This is a genomic window from Bradyrhizobium sp. HKCCYLRH3099, assembly GCF_051167855.1.
GTDB lineage: Bacteria > Pseudomonadota > Alphaproteobacteria > Rhizobiales > Xanthobacteraceae > Bradyrhizobium.
Map to the genome: position 1 here is coordinate 1 of NZ_JBNPTW010000031.1, position 16,149 is coordinate 16,149.

Annotated in this window: 16 protein-coding genes; 12 read left to right on the forward strand and 4 right to left on the reverse strand. The window is 66.3% G+C overall.

Annotation, left to right across the window (positions count from 1 at the left end; all coding sequences use genetic code 11):
• Positions 1-554 precede the first annotated feature (554 nt).
• Together ACQR1Y_RS34240 and ACQR1Y_RS34245 are read left to right on the forward strand one after the other, a co-directional pair.
• Positions 555-845 carry a CopG family ribbon-helix-helix protein gene (locus tag ACQR1Y_RS34240; protein WP_434880071.1) on the forward strand — a complete coding sequence of 97 codons (291 nt, stop codon included), beginning with the start codon at positions 555-557 and terminating at the stop codon, positions 843-845.
• The gene (locus ACQR1Y_RS34245; protein WP_434880072.1) at positions 842-1,129 is read left to right on the forward strand and encodes a type II toxin-antitoxin system RelE/ParE family toxin; all 288 of its coding nucleotides are present in this window, start codon (positions 842-844) and stop codon (positions 1,127-1,129) included. The genes ACQR1Y_RS34240 and ACQR1Y_RS34245 overlap by 4 nt, the downstream gene beginning before the upstream one ends.
• 216 nt (positions 1,130-1,345) lie before the next feature.
• Here ACQR1Y_RS34245 and ACQR1Y_RS34250 read toward each other — a convergent pair whose 3' ends face one another.
• On the reverse strand, positions 1,346-1,786 hold the full coding sequence (locus tag ACQR1Y_RS34250; protein ID WP_434880073.1) for a hypothetical protein: 441 nt from the start codon (positions 1,784-1,786) through the stop codon (positions 1,346-1,348).
• A gap of 309 nt (positions 1,787-2,095) precedes the next feature.
• Here ACQR1Y_RS34250 and ACQR1Y_RS34255 point away from each other — a divergent pair, with 309 nt between their 5' ends.
• From ACQR1Y_RS34255 to ACQR1Y_RS34265, 3 genes are read left to right on the forward strand one after another with little or no spacing between them, the layout of a single operon-like run.
• Positions 2,096-2,377, forward strand: coding sequence for a CopG family ribbon-helix-helix protein (locus tag ACQR1Y_RS34255; protein WP_434880074.1), 282 nt, complete (start codon positions 2,096-2,098; stop codon positions 2,375-2,377).
• 3 nt (positions 2,378-2,380) lie between these two features.
• Positions 2,381-2,671, forward strand: a complete 291-nt coding sequence (locus tag ACQR1Y_RS34260) for a type II toxin-antitoxin system RelE/ParE family toxin (protein ID WP_434880075.1) — start codon at positions 2,381-2,383, stop codon at positions 2,669-2,671.
• Between the two features lie 38 nt (positions 2,672-2,709).
• Positions 2,710-2,868 (forward strand): hypothetical protein, encoded by a 159-nt coding sequence (locus ACQR1Y_RS34265; protein WP_434880076.1) that lies wholly within the window; start codon positions 2,710-2,712, stop codon positions 2,866-2,868.
• Here ACQR1Y_RS34265 and ACQR1Y_RS34270 read toward each other — a convergent pair.
• Entirely contained in the window at positions 2,855-4,105 is a 1,251-nt protein-coding gene (locus ACQR1Y_RS34270; RefSeq protein WP_434880077.1) for an NF038122 family metalloprotease, read from the reverse strand. The two genes, ACQR1Y_RS34265 and ACQR1Y_RS34270, sit on opposite strands and share 14 nt — an antisense overlap.
• Positions 4,106-4,352: 247 nt before the next feature.
• Here ACQR1Y_RS34270 and ACQR1Y_RS34275 point away from each other — a divergent pair, with 247 nt between their 5' ends.
• Both ACQR1Y_RS34275 and ACQR1Y_RS34280 read left to right on the forward strand, forming a co-directional pair.
• Positions 4,353-5,303 (forward strand): aldo/keto reductase, encoded by a 951-nt coding sequence (locus ACQR1Y_RS34275; protein WP_434880078.1) that lies wholly within the window; start codon positions 4,353-4,355, stop codon positions 5,301-5,303.
• A 357-nt stretch (positions 5,304-5,660) separates the two neighbouring features.
• The gene (locus ACQR1Y_RS34280) at positions 5,661-6,755 is read left to right on the forward strand and encodes a TAXI family TRAP transporter solute-binding subunit (RefSeq protein ID WP_434861785.1); all 1,095 of its coding nucleotides are present in this window, start codon (positions 5,661-5,663) and stop codon (positions 6,753-6,755) included.
• A 19-nt stretch (positions 6,756-6,774) separates the two neighbouring features.
• Here ACQR1Y_RS34280 and ACQR1Y_RS34285 read toward each other — a convergent pair whose 3' ends face one another.
• On the reverse strand, positions 6,775-8,220 hold the full coding sequence (locus tag ACQR1Y_RS34285) for a sensor histidine kinase (protein WP_434880079.1): 1,446 nt from the start codon (positions 8,218-8,220) through the stop codon (positions 6,775-6,777).
• Between the two features lie 3 nt (positions 8,221-8,223).
• Positions 8,224-8,895, reverse strand: a complete 672-nt coding sequence (locus ACQR1Y_RS34290; protein WP_434861787.1) for a response regulator — start codon at positions 8,893-8,895, stop codon at positions 8,224-8,226.
• A gap of 541 nt (positions 8,896-9,436) precedes the next feature.
• Here ACQR1Y_RS34290 and ACQR1Y_RS34295 point away from each other — a divergent pair.
• From ACQR1Y_RS34295 to ACQR1Y_RS34315, 5 genes are all read left to right on the forward strand, one after another.
• Positions 9,437-10,978: a glycosyltransferase family 39 protein gene (locus tag ACQR1Y_RS34295; RefSeq protein ID WP_434880080.1), complete on the forward strand. Its 1,542-nt coding sequence runs from the start codon at positions 9,437-9,439 to the stop codon at positions 10,976-10,978.
• Positions 10,979-11,514: 536 nt separating this feature from the next.
• The gene (locus ACQR1Y_RS34300; RefSeq protein WP_434880081.1) at positions 11,515-11,673 is read left to right on the forward strand and encodes a hypothetical protein; all 159 of its coding nucleotides are present in this window, start codon (positions 11,515-11,517) and stop codon (positions 11,671-11,673) included.
• Positions 11,674-11,735: 62 nt separating this feature from the next.
• Entirely contained in the window at positions 11,736-12,314 is a 579-nt protein-coding gene (locus ACQR1Y_RS34305; protein ID WP_434880082.1) for a glycine-rich domain-containing protein, read from the forward strand.
• A gap of 2 nt (positions 12,315-12,316) precedes the next feature.
• On the forward strand, positions 12,317-13,186 hold the full coding sequence (locus ACQR1Y_RS34310) for a TIGR04222 domain-containing membrane protein (RefSeq protein WP_434880083.1): 870 nt from the start codon (positions 12,317-12,319) through the stop codon (positions 13,184-13,186).
• Between the two features lie 281 nt (positions 13,187-13,467).
• Positions 13,468-16,107 (forward strand): autotransporter outer membrane beta-barrel domain-containing protein, encoded by a 2,640-nt coding sequence (locus ACQR1Y_RS34315; protein ID WP_434880084.1) that lies wholly within the window; start codon positions 13,468-13,470, stop codon positions 16,105-16,107.
• Positions 16,108-16,149: the final 42 nt, after the last annotated feature.

The window sequence follows — 16,149 nt, forward strand, 5'->3', positions numbered from 1 at the left end:
CCCGCGTGGACCGCCGCCTTCGGATACCCATCGCAACCTCCCCATCGAGTGTTGCGATGACCGATTGAATCCGCCCCCGGCCTTCCCCGCGCGATGGTTTGAACGGCTGCTTCGCGATCTCCCTGGGGACCGGGCTTGTTTGCCCCCATCACCGCCGAGACGCGTTTCCGCATCATCGACCGGCTTGACCTCAGCATCGGGAGGCCAGGACCACGCGACTTGACCGTACGCACCAGGCTCGCTCGCCGGCCCGCTTCTCGCAAAGGCCCCAAGCCCGACACGTCCACCGCTCCCCGCTTGCTACGCTCCGTGACGATCGGCCGAAACGCCCCTCTTCATCGCGAACGGGATGGCCGAGAGCATCGACCTGATTTGCCCGACGACACAAGCCGGTGAGCGTGTGACAAACTGGCTCGACGGGCAGTTGGCGCATGAGAGGGATGCGGAGAGTGCCCGTCGGGCTGGGAATGGCGTTCTGTGAGCAGCTTCGCGGGCAATTGCGCAGCCCAATCACCCGTCATATATTTGTTGGTCACAGACCGAAGGACTGCACGATGCCACCGACCACCTTGACCGTGCATGTCGATGCAAGCGTCAATGAGCGCCTCGAACGGTTGGCCAAACGCACGGGCCGAAGCCGAGACATCGTTGCGGCCGAGCTGATCAATAGCTCTCTCGATGTCTATGAGTGGCAGGTAGAGGGCATCCAGCAAGCCATCTCATCCCTGGATCGGGGCGAGGGCATTTCACATCACGAGGTCAAGGACTGGGTGGCCTCCTGGGGAACGCAAGCCGAGAAGCCGGCCCCTGGCAACACGACCAAGGCTGCCTCCAAAAGACCATGACCCCGATCTGGTCTCCTGAGGCGGTCGCCGATCTTGTCGCCTTGAGAGTCTTTATCGCGCAAGACGATCCGGCTGCGGCTCAGCGCTTCGCCCTCCATATCCTTCGAAACGTCGAGACACTGCTGGCCAATCGCCCGCAAATGGGACGGCCAGGGCGCGTTCATGGCACGCGTGAGCTCGTCATCCCGAAGACGCCCTACATCGTGGCGTATCGACTCTCCGATGATACGATCCAAATCCTACGCGTTCTTCACAGCGCGCGGCGTTGGCCTGAAACCCTTTGAATCGCATGCCGCGCACCGCTCCCGTCAGATGGATGTCTGACGTAGCGGTTCGTGTGAAGCCAGGGCCGACACAAGTGTCCGGGTCTTCGATGAACGACGTCCAGGGCTCGGGGGTGGCTCGGTGCAAACGAGTGCGAATGTCGGCAAGGCCGTCGTCAGTCAGCATAGGTTCAATCTCATACGTGCTTTTGCAAACGACAGAAGGCACGCAAAAAGCTAGCAGCTCGAGTCCCCGCTGGCCCACCGATAGATGCGGCTGCTGAGCGGCCCCGCGCCCAGCGGATTGCTGACCTTGATGGTGACGCGTGAACCGGAGCCGGACTTTTCGATGCGCGCGGCGACGAAGTAGTTCATCCGGATCCCATAGCTGCCTGCGACCAGGCGGAACTCCGCAAAGCCGCGGTCGCGGTGCAGCTCGCCTTCGGCTTCGATCTGTCCCCCACCCGGGTTGGCCGGATTGCCAAAGACCCGGACCGGCGGATTACAGCTTTTGCCGGCCTCCATCAGGCGGCGGTAGATCTCCTCGTAGCTTTCGGAAAAGCTTCTGCTGTCGGCGACGTCGCGCGAGTTCAGGCCCTCCGGCGACGCCGCGCATCCACCGAGCATGGCCATGGCGGCGGCCGTCAGCACCGCGCGCAATGCGAACTTCATCCCCATCGATGCCCCCCAACGCCCACGATCGCCTCGCCCCAGAGGCATCATCATCATGATCCGGCCACGGAACAAATACGCGACAAGAGAGGACACGTGCAACACGCGATGCCACGCGAAGCGTCCGGGCAGCCGCTTTTTGCGACGTCTGAAGTCACGCGGCAAAAGCCAACCGGGATTCGGTATGCAGTTCAGCACTGTTACGGCTTTCCCCGTCGCCCCAGGCGATCGAATTCGCGCCGGCGGACGGCCTCCCTGCCCAGGTGAAATTCGCCGCACAGCCTGCTATACACACCATGTCTACGGAGAGCGCAGATGCCGACCGTCTCTTTTGAGTTCGAAGCCGCACCAGACATGGAAGACCGCTTGCAACGGCTTGCCGAGGCGCGCCGGCTTTCACCGGATGCCCTGATGCGCGAGGCGATCGAGCAATATGTGGATCGCGAGGAACGCCAAGCGGGTTTTCGGCAGGACGCGGCGGCTGCATGGAACGATTATCAGGTCACGGGACAGCACGTCACGGGGGAGGAAGCCGATGCGTGGCTCGCATGCCTCGAGGCTGGTGAGGACACCGATCCGCCCACGCCCCACAGCTGACGGATGACAAAGGTCGTCTGGACGCCTGCAGCACTGCGCGACGTAAGACGCCTCCACGCATTCCTGGTTTCGAAGAGCCCCGCTGCGGCCCAGCGGGCGGCGCGCGCCATCCGCGCCGGAGCGGCAGCGCTCAGAGACCATCCGCAACTGGGTCGCCAAGTCAGAGAGATGCCGCCGGAATTTCGGGAGCGACACGTGCCGTTTGGAAACAGCGGTTACGTCATTCTCTACCGATACGACGGTCAGCAGGCAACGATCCTCGCCGTTCGGCACAGCCGCGAAGCCGGCTACTGAATGGGGACAACAGGCATTGCGTCCGTGAGGCTGGGACCGTGAAACCCTGGGCTCTGCATCTGCTCGCCGCCGTCGCCGCCCTCGCCGTCTTCGGGCTGGCCGGTCTGGCTTATGCGACCGTCTCCTTCATGATCGATTTCGCCGCCTGCACCATCGTCGAGGAGCGGTCGATTCCGTCGCCGATCAGTTCGCGGTGATGTTGTGCAGATGCAGAGCCATCATCGCATCGTAGTGGGAGTTGCTGGCGTAGGGGTCGTGCAGCGCGGCCTCGTGCATCATGCCGTTGGCATGCGTCGTCGTGCCGGCATCGGTGCCATTGAGTGCAGCCGCATCGGCCTGGGCGTTCGCCAGCACCTGGGCGGCGCCGGCGGCATCGCCGAGCTTGGTGAGGCTCGCCGCCGTCTCGGCGGCGACGGCGGAGGCGATCGCGGCGGCCTGCGCCGGCGTCTGCAGCGGCGCGGCGACGCCGGCGGCGTGGGGAATCTGGGCGAGCAGCGCCGCAGTGTCCGGCGTCTTGATGTTGTAGCCGAGCGTCTCCAGCACCACGAGGTCGATCGGCGACAGCGTCTGCGACGTGGTCGGATTGTAGAACTCGTTGAGGGGATCGCGAGCGCCCTGGATGCCGGTGTTGAGGAAATCGGCCGGGTCCGACATCTGGCCGTAATCGGCGATCTTGGTGACGCCGCCGTCGAGCGAGAAATAGGCGGGCGGGCCGGACGCGATGTTGTTGTTGATCAGATTGTGGCCGGCCCTGGTGAAATCGAACAGGTCGAAGATGTCGAGATTGCCGGGCGACGGCACCCGGCCGAGCGCATGCGACAGTTCGTGCAGCGCGACGCCGACCAGCGACTGCGTCGGGATATCGGTGTTGAAGACGGCGAAGCCGTCTTCCGTGGTCGTATTATTGGGGTCGATCAGGCCGAGCACCTTGGCCTGCGCATTGGCGACGAACACCTGGGAATGACCCTGCACGGCCCGCGTGGTCGGCAGATTGTCGAACACGGTGTCGCCGGCCGCGGCGTGATCCTGCAGCTCGGTCCGGAGCTGCGTGTAGTTGGCGAGCACGCCGTTGCTGACATTGGCGCCGGCGCCGCCGCCGGTGCCGGCGAAGTCGATGGCCAGATTGATCGTGGCCTCGTCGGTGATTGCCGACGACAGGATCGCCGCCGCCTGCTCGACGCCGGCGCGAAAACTCTCGGGCGCGGCGGCTGCGGCGGCATCGAAGGTGAGGTTGAAGGTGAGCCCGCCGGTGTGCACCGAGACCGTCTCCGAGCCGTCGGCATGAACCACGGGATCGGAGACCGCGCCGGCCGGGAGCGTAAACGGTGTCGCGGCCGCCTGCGTGGGCGTCGTCGTCTTCGCCGCGGCCGCCGGATCTGACATCATCAGGGAATCGGAGCTCAATCCGAGCTGGTCATAGGTCAGCTTGTTCATCAGACGGACTCCTCAACCGTTGCCTCGGATCTCCAGCTGCGAGGCGCTCGCAGGCGGGGACCATCGTCGGCAAGTGCGAGAAAAGTCTGACGCTGACGGAACCTCTTCGGGGCAGCCGCGCCATGGTTTGGATGCAGGCGGGCCGCTCCGCCATGCTCCTGCCGCGCTGGTCACGCGCGACGAAAGCAGGCAAGCTGGCGCAGGCATTCGCCAGATTCAGCCATCCTCCTTCCATCGAGAGCTTCCCATGAAGATGCGCCCGCTCGGCCGCTCCGGCCTCAACGTTCCGCCCCTCTGCTTCGGCTGCAACGTGTTCGGATGGACCGTCGACGAGGCGGCGTCGTTCCGCCTGCTCGACAAGGTGCTCGAGTCCGGACTCACCTTCCTCGACACGGCCGACGTCTATTCGCGCTGGGTGCCCGGCCACACCGGCGGCGAGTCCGAGACCATCATCGGCAAATGGATGAAGCAGCGCGGCAACCGGGACAAGATCATCCTCGCCACCAAGGTCGGCATGGACATGGGCGACGGCAAGGTCGGTCTGAAGGCCGACTACATCGCCCGCGCGGTGGAGGATTCGCTTCGCCGGCTGCAGACCGAATTCATCGATCTCTATCAGTCGCACAAGGACGACGAGAGCACGCCTCAGGAGGAGACGCTCGCCGCCTACGACAGACTGATCAAGGCGGGCAAGGTGCGCGTCATCGGCGCCTCCAACTTCTCGGCCGAGCGGCTGCAGGCGGCGCTCGATATCTCCAAGGCCAACAACCTGCCGCGCTATGAGAGCCTGCAGCCGGACTACAGCCTCGCGGAGCGTTCGGTCTATGAAGGCGCGCTGCAGCGCGTGTGCGAGCAGAACGAGGTCGGCGTCATCACCTTCTTCTCGCTTGCCGCCGGGTTCCTCACCGGCAAGTACCGGTCGGAAGCGGATTTCGGCAAGAGCCCGCGCGGCCAGCGCGGCATTCCGAAATACATGAACGAGCGCGGCATGCGCATTCTCGCGGCGCTCGATGCCGTCGCTGCCGAGACGGGCGCGCAGCAGGCCTCGGTCGCGCTGGCCTGGCTGCTCGCCAAGCCCTCCGTCACCGCGCCGATCGCGAGCGCGACCAAGCCGGAGCATGTCGATACGCTGGTGGCGGCGACGCAGCTCACGCTGACAGCGGATCAAGTAGCCCGGCTCGACGCCGCGAGCGCCTGAGCCGGCGGCACGCCGGTTCGCCATGATGTGGCGCCGGCACCGCGTCATTTCCACACGCTGCGCGGCGACATGCGATCTCGCACGCTTTGTAGTCGCAAGCCCGGCGCCATTGGTGCCGGGCTTTGCCCATGATCGCAACTGATACGGCCCACCGCGATCGCAATTCCAGCCCAGGAAAGGAGCAGGCCGGGCCATTATGCGGCATATCGCGCGCTGCCACGTCGCGGACAAATTTAGGCCGGGATCGATCTGCACGGTCGAACACATAAGCTGAATGACGCGGGGAAACGTTCGGTGAGTTGTGTTGCGCGCGCCGTCGCCGGCGCATCGGTCTTTGTATTCGTCCTTTCATCTCTCGTGCTGCCGGTCAAAACCGCCTGGGCTCAGCAAGCCCAGCGCGCGGGCGCAGGCACGGTCGGCACGCTGCCGGAGCGCGAAGCGCTGAACTCCGGCACCGTCACCGTCATCACCGCGCCGATCGGCGGGCCGATGTCGGTGATGGGCTCCGACATGGCGGCGGTGCTCGACGAGGGCGAGAGCCTGCGGGTGCTGCCGATCCTCGGCAAGGGGTCGGCGCAGAACCTCATCGACATCATCATGTTGAAGAACATCGACATGGGCTTCGTCGCCACCGATGCGCTGGAATTCGTCAAGACGGAATACAACATTCCCGACATCGCCCAGCGCGTGCGCTACATCGCGCAGCTGTTCCACAACGACGTTCACATCGTTGCGCGGCGCGAGATCCGGTCGCTGGAGGATCTCAACGGCCGGCGCGTGTTCGCCGAACGCTCGATCGGCCTGCCGGCGGCGCGCACGATCTTCCGCCGCCTCGGCATCCGCGCCGACATCGATTTCCAGACCGACCCGACCGGAGGTTTGCAGAAGCTGATCGACGGCCAGGGCGATGCCTGGATCGCCTCGGTGTCCAAGGACGCGCCGATCATCAAGAGCATCAAGAACGAAGGCGGCCGGCTGCATCTCCTGACGATCCCCTACGACCGCGCGCTGCAGGACGTCTATCTGCCGTCGTCGTTCTCGTCGGAGGAGTATCCGAACCTGGTGCCGCCCGGCAGCAAGGTCGAGACGGTGGCCGCGTCCACGGTGCTGATGGTCTACAACTGGCCTGAGAACAGCGAGCGCTATCGCCGCACCGCGCGGTTCGTCGAGGCGCTGTTCGGCAAGATCGAGGTGCTGCAATCGCCGCCGCGACACCCGAAATGGCGCGACACCGTGCTGTCGGCGCCGGTGCAGGGACTGGTCCGCTTCAAGGCGGCGCAGGAATGGCTGGAGGGCGCCCGTGCCATGCAGTCGCCCGCGCCGGAGGGCAGCCCGGCGGAATTCCGCAAATTCATCGACGAGCGCAAGGCCCAGGCGCGGATGTCGACGGACGAGGCGGCGAAGCTGTACAGCGACTTCCTGAAATGGCAGCGCAGCCGCGAGGCGCGCTGAGCCGGCACACGTGACGCGCTCAGATCGATCGCGGCAGCGGGGCGGCGTGCCGGGCGATCGCCCGCGATCCCGTGCCGCGCGCGGCCGCGGCATCATGCTGCCGCGGCGCTGAAGGCGTAAAGCTGAGCTCGACCGTGGTTCCGCCCCCCGGCGTCTCGCGCAGCGCGACGCTGCCCTGATGCGTCACCATCACCTGCGACACGATCGAGAGCCCGAGCCCCATGCCCTCGCCGCGCGCCTGGCCGCGCTCGAACGGCTGCAGCAGGCGCTCCGGCCGGTCCGCCGGCAAGCCGGGTCCGGAATCGATCACGCTGAGGCGCGCGGGCGCGTCGACCTCGACCAGAATGGGTCCACCCGTGCCGGCATGCGCGACGGCGTTCCTGATCAGGTTGGAGAGCGCGACCGCGATCGCGGGCTCCGAGCCCTGAATCCAGACCGGCGAATCGAGCCCGGAAAATTCGATCTCGAGGCCGGCCGTCAACGCCATCGGCACATGCTCGGCGGTGACCCGCCGCGCCAGCGCGACGAGATCAATCTGGCCGAGTTCGACCTCCTCCATCGAAATGCGCGCGAGCTGCAGCAGCATGGTGACGATCGACGACAGCTTCTGGTTCTCTGCGATGAGCTTCGCGCGCAGGGCCGGCTCGGGGATCGTCTCGAGCATGGTGCGCGCATTGGTCAGCGGCGTGCGCAGCTCATGGGCCGCGTTGGAGAGGAAGTTGCGCTGTGCCGCGGCGGCGTGATCGATGCGCGACAGCGCGCGGTTGAACGCCGTGACCAGCGGCAAGAGCTCGGCCGGCGCGTCGCGCTCGGGCAGCCTGCGGCCATCGGGCACGCCGTCGATCAGCTCGGCGGCGCGCGCCACCGCCCGGACCGGGCGGGCGATCAGCGTCGGCACGAACAAGAGCGCCGCGGCCACCGTCGCGACCAGGACCAGGATGATTGGCAGCGCGACGATGGTGGCATCGGTGAGGGTGCCGAGCATCAGCTGCGTCGAGGTGTAGGCAACGCCGCCGGTCTCGATCCAGACCTCGCCGACCGGCGTATTGCGCACGGCGGTCATCCGCTTCAGGCGGCGCGTCTCGCCGTCGATCGCATAGGCCAGGAAGCTGGTGCGGTCCTGCGCAGTCGGATTCTTGTTCGGCCGCCAGGGCGGGATCGAGCCGTAGCTGACCTCGCCGCTCTTGTCCGAGACGACGTACCAGAACGACGGGAAGTCCTGCATGATCTTGTCGAGGCGAGCCGTCTGCTTGACCTGGAGCTGGCCGCCGGCATCGCGCGCCACCGCCTCCTTCAACGCATCGGCGACGTCGGCGGCGCCCCAGGTGCCGTCATCGTCGCCGCCGAACCTGATCAGCAACGCGGCGGCGCAGATCAGCATGATGGTGCTGAGCGCGCCGATCAGCGTCGCCGAGAGCAGCGTGATCGAACGTCGGACACGTGAGAGCTTCTGCCAGTAGCACATCGCTCACTCGCCGCTCAGGAGATAGCCGAGGCCGCGCACGGGCCGGATCGTCGCCTTGCAGCTCGCCTCGCGCAGGCGGCGGCGCAGCCGCGAGACATGGGCCTCGATCGCATTCGACTGGATGTCGTCCTCGAAACCATAGGCCGCGGATTCCAGCGTCTCGCGCAGCACCACCCGGCCGCTGCCGCGGACCAGCGCCTCGAGGATCGCGAGCTCGCGCCGCGGCACCACGATCGGCGCCTCGTCGACGCACACGGCGCGATTGACGATGTCGTAGCTGAGATTGGCGATCGAGACCATCGCGCCGCGGTCCAGGAAGAGCCGCCGCAGCACGGCGCGCGCGCGGGCCACCAGCTCGATCGGCTCGAACGGCTTGGTGACGTAGTCGTCGGCGCCTTCGTCGAGCGCGCGCGCGACGTCGGCGGGATCGTCGAGCGCGGTGAGCACGACCGTCGCCGGACGCGGCTTCTGCTGCCGCAGATCGCGCAGCAGCGCCAGCCCGTCGCCGTCGGGAAGACTGCGGTCGATCACCACCAGCTCGAAATTCCGCACGGCGAGGGCGGCACGCCCTTCGTCGAGCGTGGTCACCACGTCCGACGAGCCGAACGCCGTCGCGAGCGCATCCCGCAGCCAGAGCCCCAGCTGGGGATCATCCTCAACGACCAGAACGCGCACGCTCGTCTCCTGCAACATCGTTTCCGCGTGTTGCTATCATTACGAACGGATTACAATAGAATTACGTCGTCGGCGCTCTGGTACCTTCCGCACGAATGAATGGTAGAATTTCTCTATTCTGCCGGCCAATTCGTTCATGTTCACTCACGCCATGCTGATACGTGCCACGTTCAAGAGCTCCATGCAGCCAGGTTGCGGCGCGACGAATGCCGCTGTGATTGTCGCTTCTCTTTACGGCGTCGTTTAGTTGCAGCCAGCGGATCGAGAGCCTCGCGCCGGATCGAGCTGCAGCGGCCGCGCGGGCAATCCTCCCACGTCTCGGCGGGCATCATTCCTGCGCCCCGCGACATCCTCGGTTAACGAGCGCGGCGCTTCTCGTCCGGAGCGGTTACCGTCGTATGACGTGACGGACATCCGTGCGGCGCCGGCCTCATCAGCACAACAGCGGAACGTCAGCTTGGCGTAATCGTCCGGGCGCAGACATCGGCCGCGCGACAACATCCGCTTCGCCTCCGCCCCGCCCTCTTTCGTTCAATCCGACATGTTTCATGCATTTGCGTTTTCGGCTCTCGCCGACCGGTCCGCCGGCCATCCGGCGTCCTGGCGCCGTCCCTTTCTGCGCTGGCTCGACGGCATCGAGGCCGGCTGGGCCGTGCCGCTGCTGCTGGCCTGCTTCGTCATCGTCTGGACGATCTATCTGTGCATCGCCTATGCCGGCGCCGGACTGCATCCCGACGTGCTGGAGACCTGGAGCTTCGGCCGGCAGTTCAGCTGGGGCAACGTCAAGCACCCGCCCCTGATGGGCTGGATCGCCGGAGCCTGGTCGAGCGTGTTTCCGGCCTCCGACGGATCATTCCACCTGATGGCGATGACCAATTCCGCGCTGGCGCTGTGGTGCGTCGACCTGGTGACGCGGCGCTTCGCCGCCGGCGACAAGCGGGTCATCGTCCTGCTGCTGCTGATGCTGACGCCGGCCTATCAGTTTCACGCACAGCGCTTCAACGCGAACTCGGTGCAGCTCGCGACCTGGCCGCTGGCGACCTACTGCTTCCTGCGCGCCTTCGAAACGCGGACGCTGCCCTGGGCGGCCGCAGCCGGTCTCACCGCCGCGCTCACGGTGCTCGGAAAGTACTATTCGGTCTTCCTGTTGGCGAGCTTCGCGCTCGCCGCCGCGGCGCATCCGCAACGCCGCGCCTACTTCACATCGGCCTCGCCCTGGATTTCGACCGTCGTGGGCCTCGCTGCGCTGTCGATGCATCTCGACTGGCTGATGGCCCATGATGCCACGCCCATCCAGCATGCGCTGGCGCATGCGAGGTCCGACCTCGCGACGTCGCTGCGGGATGCGCTGTTCTTCGTGCTGGGCCTGCTGGCGGCGATGGCGGTTGCGGCCGTGACCTGGATCGTCGTCGCCGGCCCGAGGATCCGCCGCTTCGCAGCCGAGATGTCCGGGCTGAACGACGGTCTGCGGCTGCTGGCCTACATCGCCATCGGCACCGTCTGCCTGCCCGTCGCCAACGCGCTGATCATGGGCACCGACCTGCCCTCGCTGTGGGCGCTTCAGGGACTGTTCCTGTTCGTGGTGGTCGCCGTATGCGGCGCGAGCTATCCGGTCGAGCGCTTCCACACGGTCAACATGACGGTGCTCACGGCGGCCATCGCGGTTGCAGCCGCCCTCGTCGGGGCACCGCTGCACGCGCTCTACCGCAACACGCACGGCTATGAGGAAGGGCGCACGTACTACCAAGAGGTCGCGAACGAGGCGACACGGCAGTGGCGAGAATGGACAGGGCGGCCGCTCGCCCGGGTCGACGGCACGGAAAGTCTTGCGCTCGCGACGGCCTTTTACAGCCCTGACCACCCGGTTTACGGCAGCGGCGCAGCGGATCAGGCCGGACATTCAAACGACGATTACGGCAGGGTTTCGCTGTGCTTCCAGGATCAGCCTGATTGCATCGCGGCCGCAGAGGACGCGGCCGCTCGCTCGGGTTCCTACGTCAAGCGCGAGTTCGTCGTGCAATCGCGGCTGCTCGGGTGGCTCGGATGTACGCGGGGAGTGGTGGCGTTGCTGGTCACGCGCTGAAGCTGGGAGCAGTGCCGAGTTGAGGAGTGATCGCCGCGTGCCGGGCAGGACAACAGGCAGGCGATCGGATGGAGCATGGTCCATCATTGCAGGCCGTCCGGATGTGTGGGGCTGGTACACAATCCGAACGGCCTGCCGACTGGACCTTTGACGTTCGAAGCCATGCGGTGCCAGCTCATGATGAACGATACCGCGGGTGGCAATGAGCCGACCTGATCGGACGATTCAGATTCCGCGGCAGCAGTCCATGTCCTTGCAATCGAATGCAGCATCGCGATGACGAGGGATTGCTCGCCTTCACACGCGGTCGATAGCGTCGATACTCCGCGACGATCACGAGGACATGGGAAAGCTAGCGTGCCCGCCTTACCGCAGCCTTACGACGACCGCCGCCACGCCATGGAACTCACACGCTGAACTACTTCGCTGCGCAAATTCGTTCACGATGTCGTTGTCTCTGTCCGTCGCGTCGACCGAGAGCACGGGGCGTGTACGAGACCCATGACTGGCCGGGAAAAACTCCATGATAGGACAGGATGAACAACCTTGTGTCTAAGCTCGCGATCCTCGGCCCGCTCGGCTGTCCGGTATTCGCCGGCACGCCGCACCAGTTCCCCGAGCTGATGGCCGGCCTCCTGGCGCGGTCAGATTGCAGCCAAGGCCCTGACGACATCATCGCCCAATACCGGCGGTGATGGTTCCCCCGTCAAGAGGTGGCCCTACTGGAACTCATCTCGACTTGTGTTATAATGCCGCTGTGCACGATCTACGGGAGCCTTCGGTACAGCGCGCGCAGCTCAAGGTCGACGTCCGGGCCAATGAGCCGGACTGGACACCTGCGCGACAGGAGTTATGGCGGCGCATCGCCGCGCATGATTTCGAGCCGGCTACGCCGTTCAACTTCACCCAACGTTTGGCGCGCGATCACGGCTGGAGCCTCGACGACGCCCGGACCGCGGTCGACGCCTACCGGCGCTTCTGCTTCCTCGCGATGGTCTCGCCCAAGCCGGTGACGCCGAGCGAGGTGGTCGACGAGGTCTGGCACCAGCATCTGATCTACTCGCGCGACTATTGGACGACCTGGTGCGGCGAGCGGCTGCAGGCCCCGCTGCATCACGATCCGACGCCCGGCGGACCGGAGGCGCAGATGACCTACCGCCGGCAATATGCCGAGACGCTGGCGCTGCACGAACGCTTCTTCGGGCCGCCCAGCCCCGATCTGTGGCCGGCGACACATATCCGTTTCGCCGGACCGCGCTATCACGTCACCGACCTCGCTTATTGGCTTGTCCTGCCGCGGCCCCGCGCATGGCTGCGGCGGCTGTTCAGGAGATGATTATGGCGCTCAATCCGTTCGACTGGACGGCCGGCCCATTCCTGCTTCTCTATATCGTTCTCGGTGCCATTGTTTTCCTCAAGGGCTTCGCGCTTCGCGGCACGATCGGACCGGCGTCGGTCAGCGCCCGGCCGTCCTTGAGCGAGCTGGAGCTCGCCTATCTCGCCGGTGGCGCGCCACGTCTCGGCGACACCGTCCTGCTCGGCTTCGCCGCGAACGGCACAGCAACTTTCACGGCCCGCGATCATAAGATCACGGTGACCGACCAGGCGCCGCTGGCGGCGCTGATGGATCGTCCACCGCGGCTTGCGCTGCGCCCGGACATGACGCGGCAGGAATTCCAGGAGGCGCTGGCGCCGCTCACGGCGCGCATCCAGGCGCGGCTGGAGACGCTCGGCTACGCGCCGACCGACAGCCAGATGACGGCATTCCGCAAGTCCGTGCTGCCGTTCGTCGGCGCGCTCGTCATGTTCGGACTGATCAAGGTCCTCGTCGGCGTTTCGCGGCATCACGACGTGGGCTTTCTGATGATGCTGATCTTTGCCACGGTGCTGGGCACGGCCGTGCTCGCACGGGCGCCCACCCGCACCCACGCCGGCAACGCGGTGCTGCGGAGCTATCAGACGACGCATGCGCGCGCGGCCCGCGCCCCGCGCGAGCACGAATTGCTGCTGGCCGTCGCGCTGACCGGCGCTGCGGTGCTGTCCGGCACCGCTTACGCCTCGGTACTCGCAACATCCAAGGCGCTCAGCAGCAGTGGTGGCTGCGGCGGTGGTGGCTGCGGAGGTGGTGGCTGCGGAGGTGGTGGCTGCGGAGGTGGTGGCTGCGGAGGTGGAGGTGGCGGCGGAGGTGGCTGCGGCGGCTGCAGCTGACCTCAACCAAAGGGAGACGCCGAGTGGCGCCGTCGCTCATGCGCACATCCGGCTCTGATCGCGGCGTCTGATCACAGCCTTTGATCATGGCATCAGCCCAGCTGATTCAGCATCACCCCCACAACCGATGGACGCACCTAGTCCCGTCACAATCCATGTAGCAAGCCAGCAACATCTCAAGCGTGTCTGGTTGCCTCATACCATTTCTCCAAGCCTCTGCATGTTTCCGGTGATAGGGTTCCATCGGGAACATTGTTGTCGTTGCGTACACGGGGCGGGACATGAGGGCTGGATTGCAAGTCGATGGGTACATCTGTGCGTTGAGTGAACTGAGCCCACGTCGCCGCCGGCTTCCCTACGAGAGCAGCGTCTCAGCGCTGGCCCTCGGGCTTGCTCTGCTGACGCTCGGCACCGCTGCCGCCAACGCAGACTGTACGCCCGCCGCCGCCGACAACGTCACGGCGTCGTGCACCGGCACGACCACCAACCAGGGCGCAGGCGCTCCCGGAACGAGCGGCAGCACCTTCGGCTACGGCACCGGCGTCGAGACGGGCGTCTCCCTCACTATCGCGGTCGGAGCGAACGTGACCGGATCGAACGCCGGACTGAACATTCACGACGGCAGCATCCTCAATTCAGGGACGATCACCGGCACCGGCTTGAACGGCGTCCAGGGCTACAACCTCGCCATCTCGAATGCAGCCGGCGCCACGATCACCGGAAACAACAACGCCATCGAGGCCTATTCGTCCTTCATCATCGTCAACTCCGGCACCATTTCCGGCGCGGCGGGCTTCGTCAGTCCCTTCGGCTCGGGGACCGTCACGAATCTCGCCGGAGGCCTCATCACCGGGACGAATCTAGGCGTCGGCGGCGGCAACGGCGTCCTGGCGGTTCTCAATTCCGGCACGATCAGCAGTCCAGGGGGAGCCGTCTTCCTCGGCAGCAACTCACTGATCTACAATGACGGCACGATCACCGGCGGCGTCTATGGCATTTCCGCCTCCGGCTCCGCGATCGTCAACGCCGGCACGATCAACGGCGGGATCAGCTTCTTTGGTCCGGGCAACACGCTGACGCTGCTGCCGGGCTCGGTCATCAACGGCCTGGTGGGCGGCAGCACCAACAACGCGCTGCAACTCGGCGGCAGCGGCAACGCAACCTTTGACATTTCGCAGCTTGGTGATGCCGCGCAGTATCGCAGCATCTCGACCTTCAACAAGGTCGGTGACTCCTCCTGGACCCTGACCGGCACCAGCACCTACACCGGCGCCGTCAATGTCAATGCAGGCACGCTGCGGGTCGACGGCAATCTTGCATCCGCCGGCAATCTCACCGTGAATTCGGGCGGCACGCTGAGCGGCACCGGCAGCATCGGCCGTACGACGGTGGCGAGCGGCGGCATCCTTTCGCCCGGCAACGGCACCGCTGGCACATCACTCGGCGTCTCCGGCAGCCTCGCCTTTCAATCGGGTGCGATCTATCTGGTGCAGGTCTCGCCCGCGACGGCGTCCACGACCAATGTCAGCGGCACCGCGACCCTCGGCGGCGCGACCGTCAACGTCACCTTCGCGCCGGGCAGCTATGTCGCCAAGACCTACACCATCCTCACCGCGAGCGGCGGCGTCTCCGGGAGCTTCGCGCCGATCGTCAACGCCAATTCGACCACGCTCACGCGGTCGCTCAGCTACGACGCCAACCACGTCTATCTGAACGTCGCGCTGGGCTATGCCGGCATCGCGGGTCTGAACGGCAACCAGCGGGCCGCCGGCAACGCCCTGACCAACGCGTTCAATGCGGCCGGCGGCATTTCCGCGGCCTATGCATCCCTGACACCGGCCGGCCTCACGCAGGCGGCCGGCCAGCTCGGCGCATCGCCGCAGCAGACGACCTTCGGCGCGATGGGACAGTTCATGGGCCTGTTGACCGACCCGCAGCGCGGCAGCCCGGCGGCTGCTCCGGGCGGAGCCGCGGGCTATGCGGAGGAAGACGATCGCGCCAGCGCCTATGCGGCGCGCCGGCGCGGTGATGCCTTCGCGATGGCGACCAAGGCGCCGGCGGCAGCCTTCGCGCCGCGCTTCGGCTTGTGGGCCTCCGGCTTTGGCGGATCGCAGACGACCGACGGCAATGCGGCCGTAGGCTCAACCAACACGACGAGCAGGCTCTACGGCACGGCCGTGGGCGCCGACTATCAGATTGATCCGAGGACGCTGGTCGGTTTCGCGCTCGCGGGCGGCGGCACCAATTTCGACGTCAGTGGCCAGGGCTGGGGTCGCTCCGACCTGTTCCAGGCCGGTGCCTATCTGCGTCACGTGCAAGGCCCGGCCTATGTCGCTGCGACGGCGGCCTATGGCTGGCAGTCGATCTCGACCGATCGCATCGTCACCGCGGCCGGCACCGATCACCTGAGCGCCGCGTTCAACGCCAACGCCTATTCCGGCCGCGTCGAACTCGGCAGCCGCTTTGTCGCGCCCTGGATCGGCGGCATCGGCCTCACGCCCTACGGCGCGGTCCAGGTGACCGCCCTCGACCTGCCGGGCTATGCGGAGCGCACGGTCTCCGGCAGCGGCGCCTTCGCGCTTGCCTACGCCGCCCGGACATCCACCGACACACGCACCGAGCTCGGGCTTCGGACTGATAAATCCTATGTCATGCAGGATGCCGTGCTGACCCTGCGCGGCCGAACCGCGTGGGCGCACGATTTCAATCCGAACCGCACGGCCGCCGCGACCTTCCAGGCGCTGCCCGCCGCGAGCTTCGTCGTCAACGGCGCGGCGCAGGCGAGCGAAGCCGCGCTGAGCAGCGCGTCCGCGGAGCTCAAATGGACGAACGGCTGGGCGGCGGGCGTGACCTTCGAGAGCGAGTACTCGAACGTCACGCGCTCCTACGCCGGAAAGGGCGTCGTCCGCTACGCCTGGTGAGACCTGCCCGTAGCGGGACCGGCGCGCTCCCCTGCCCCCGAG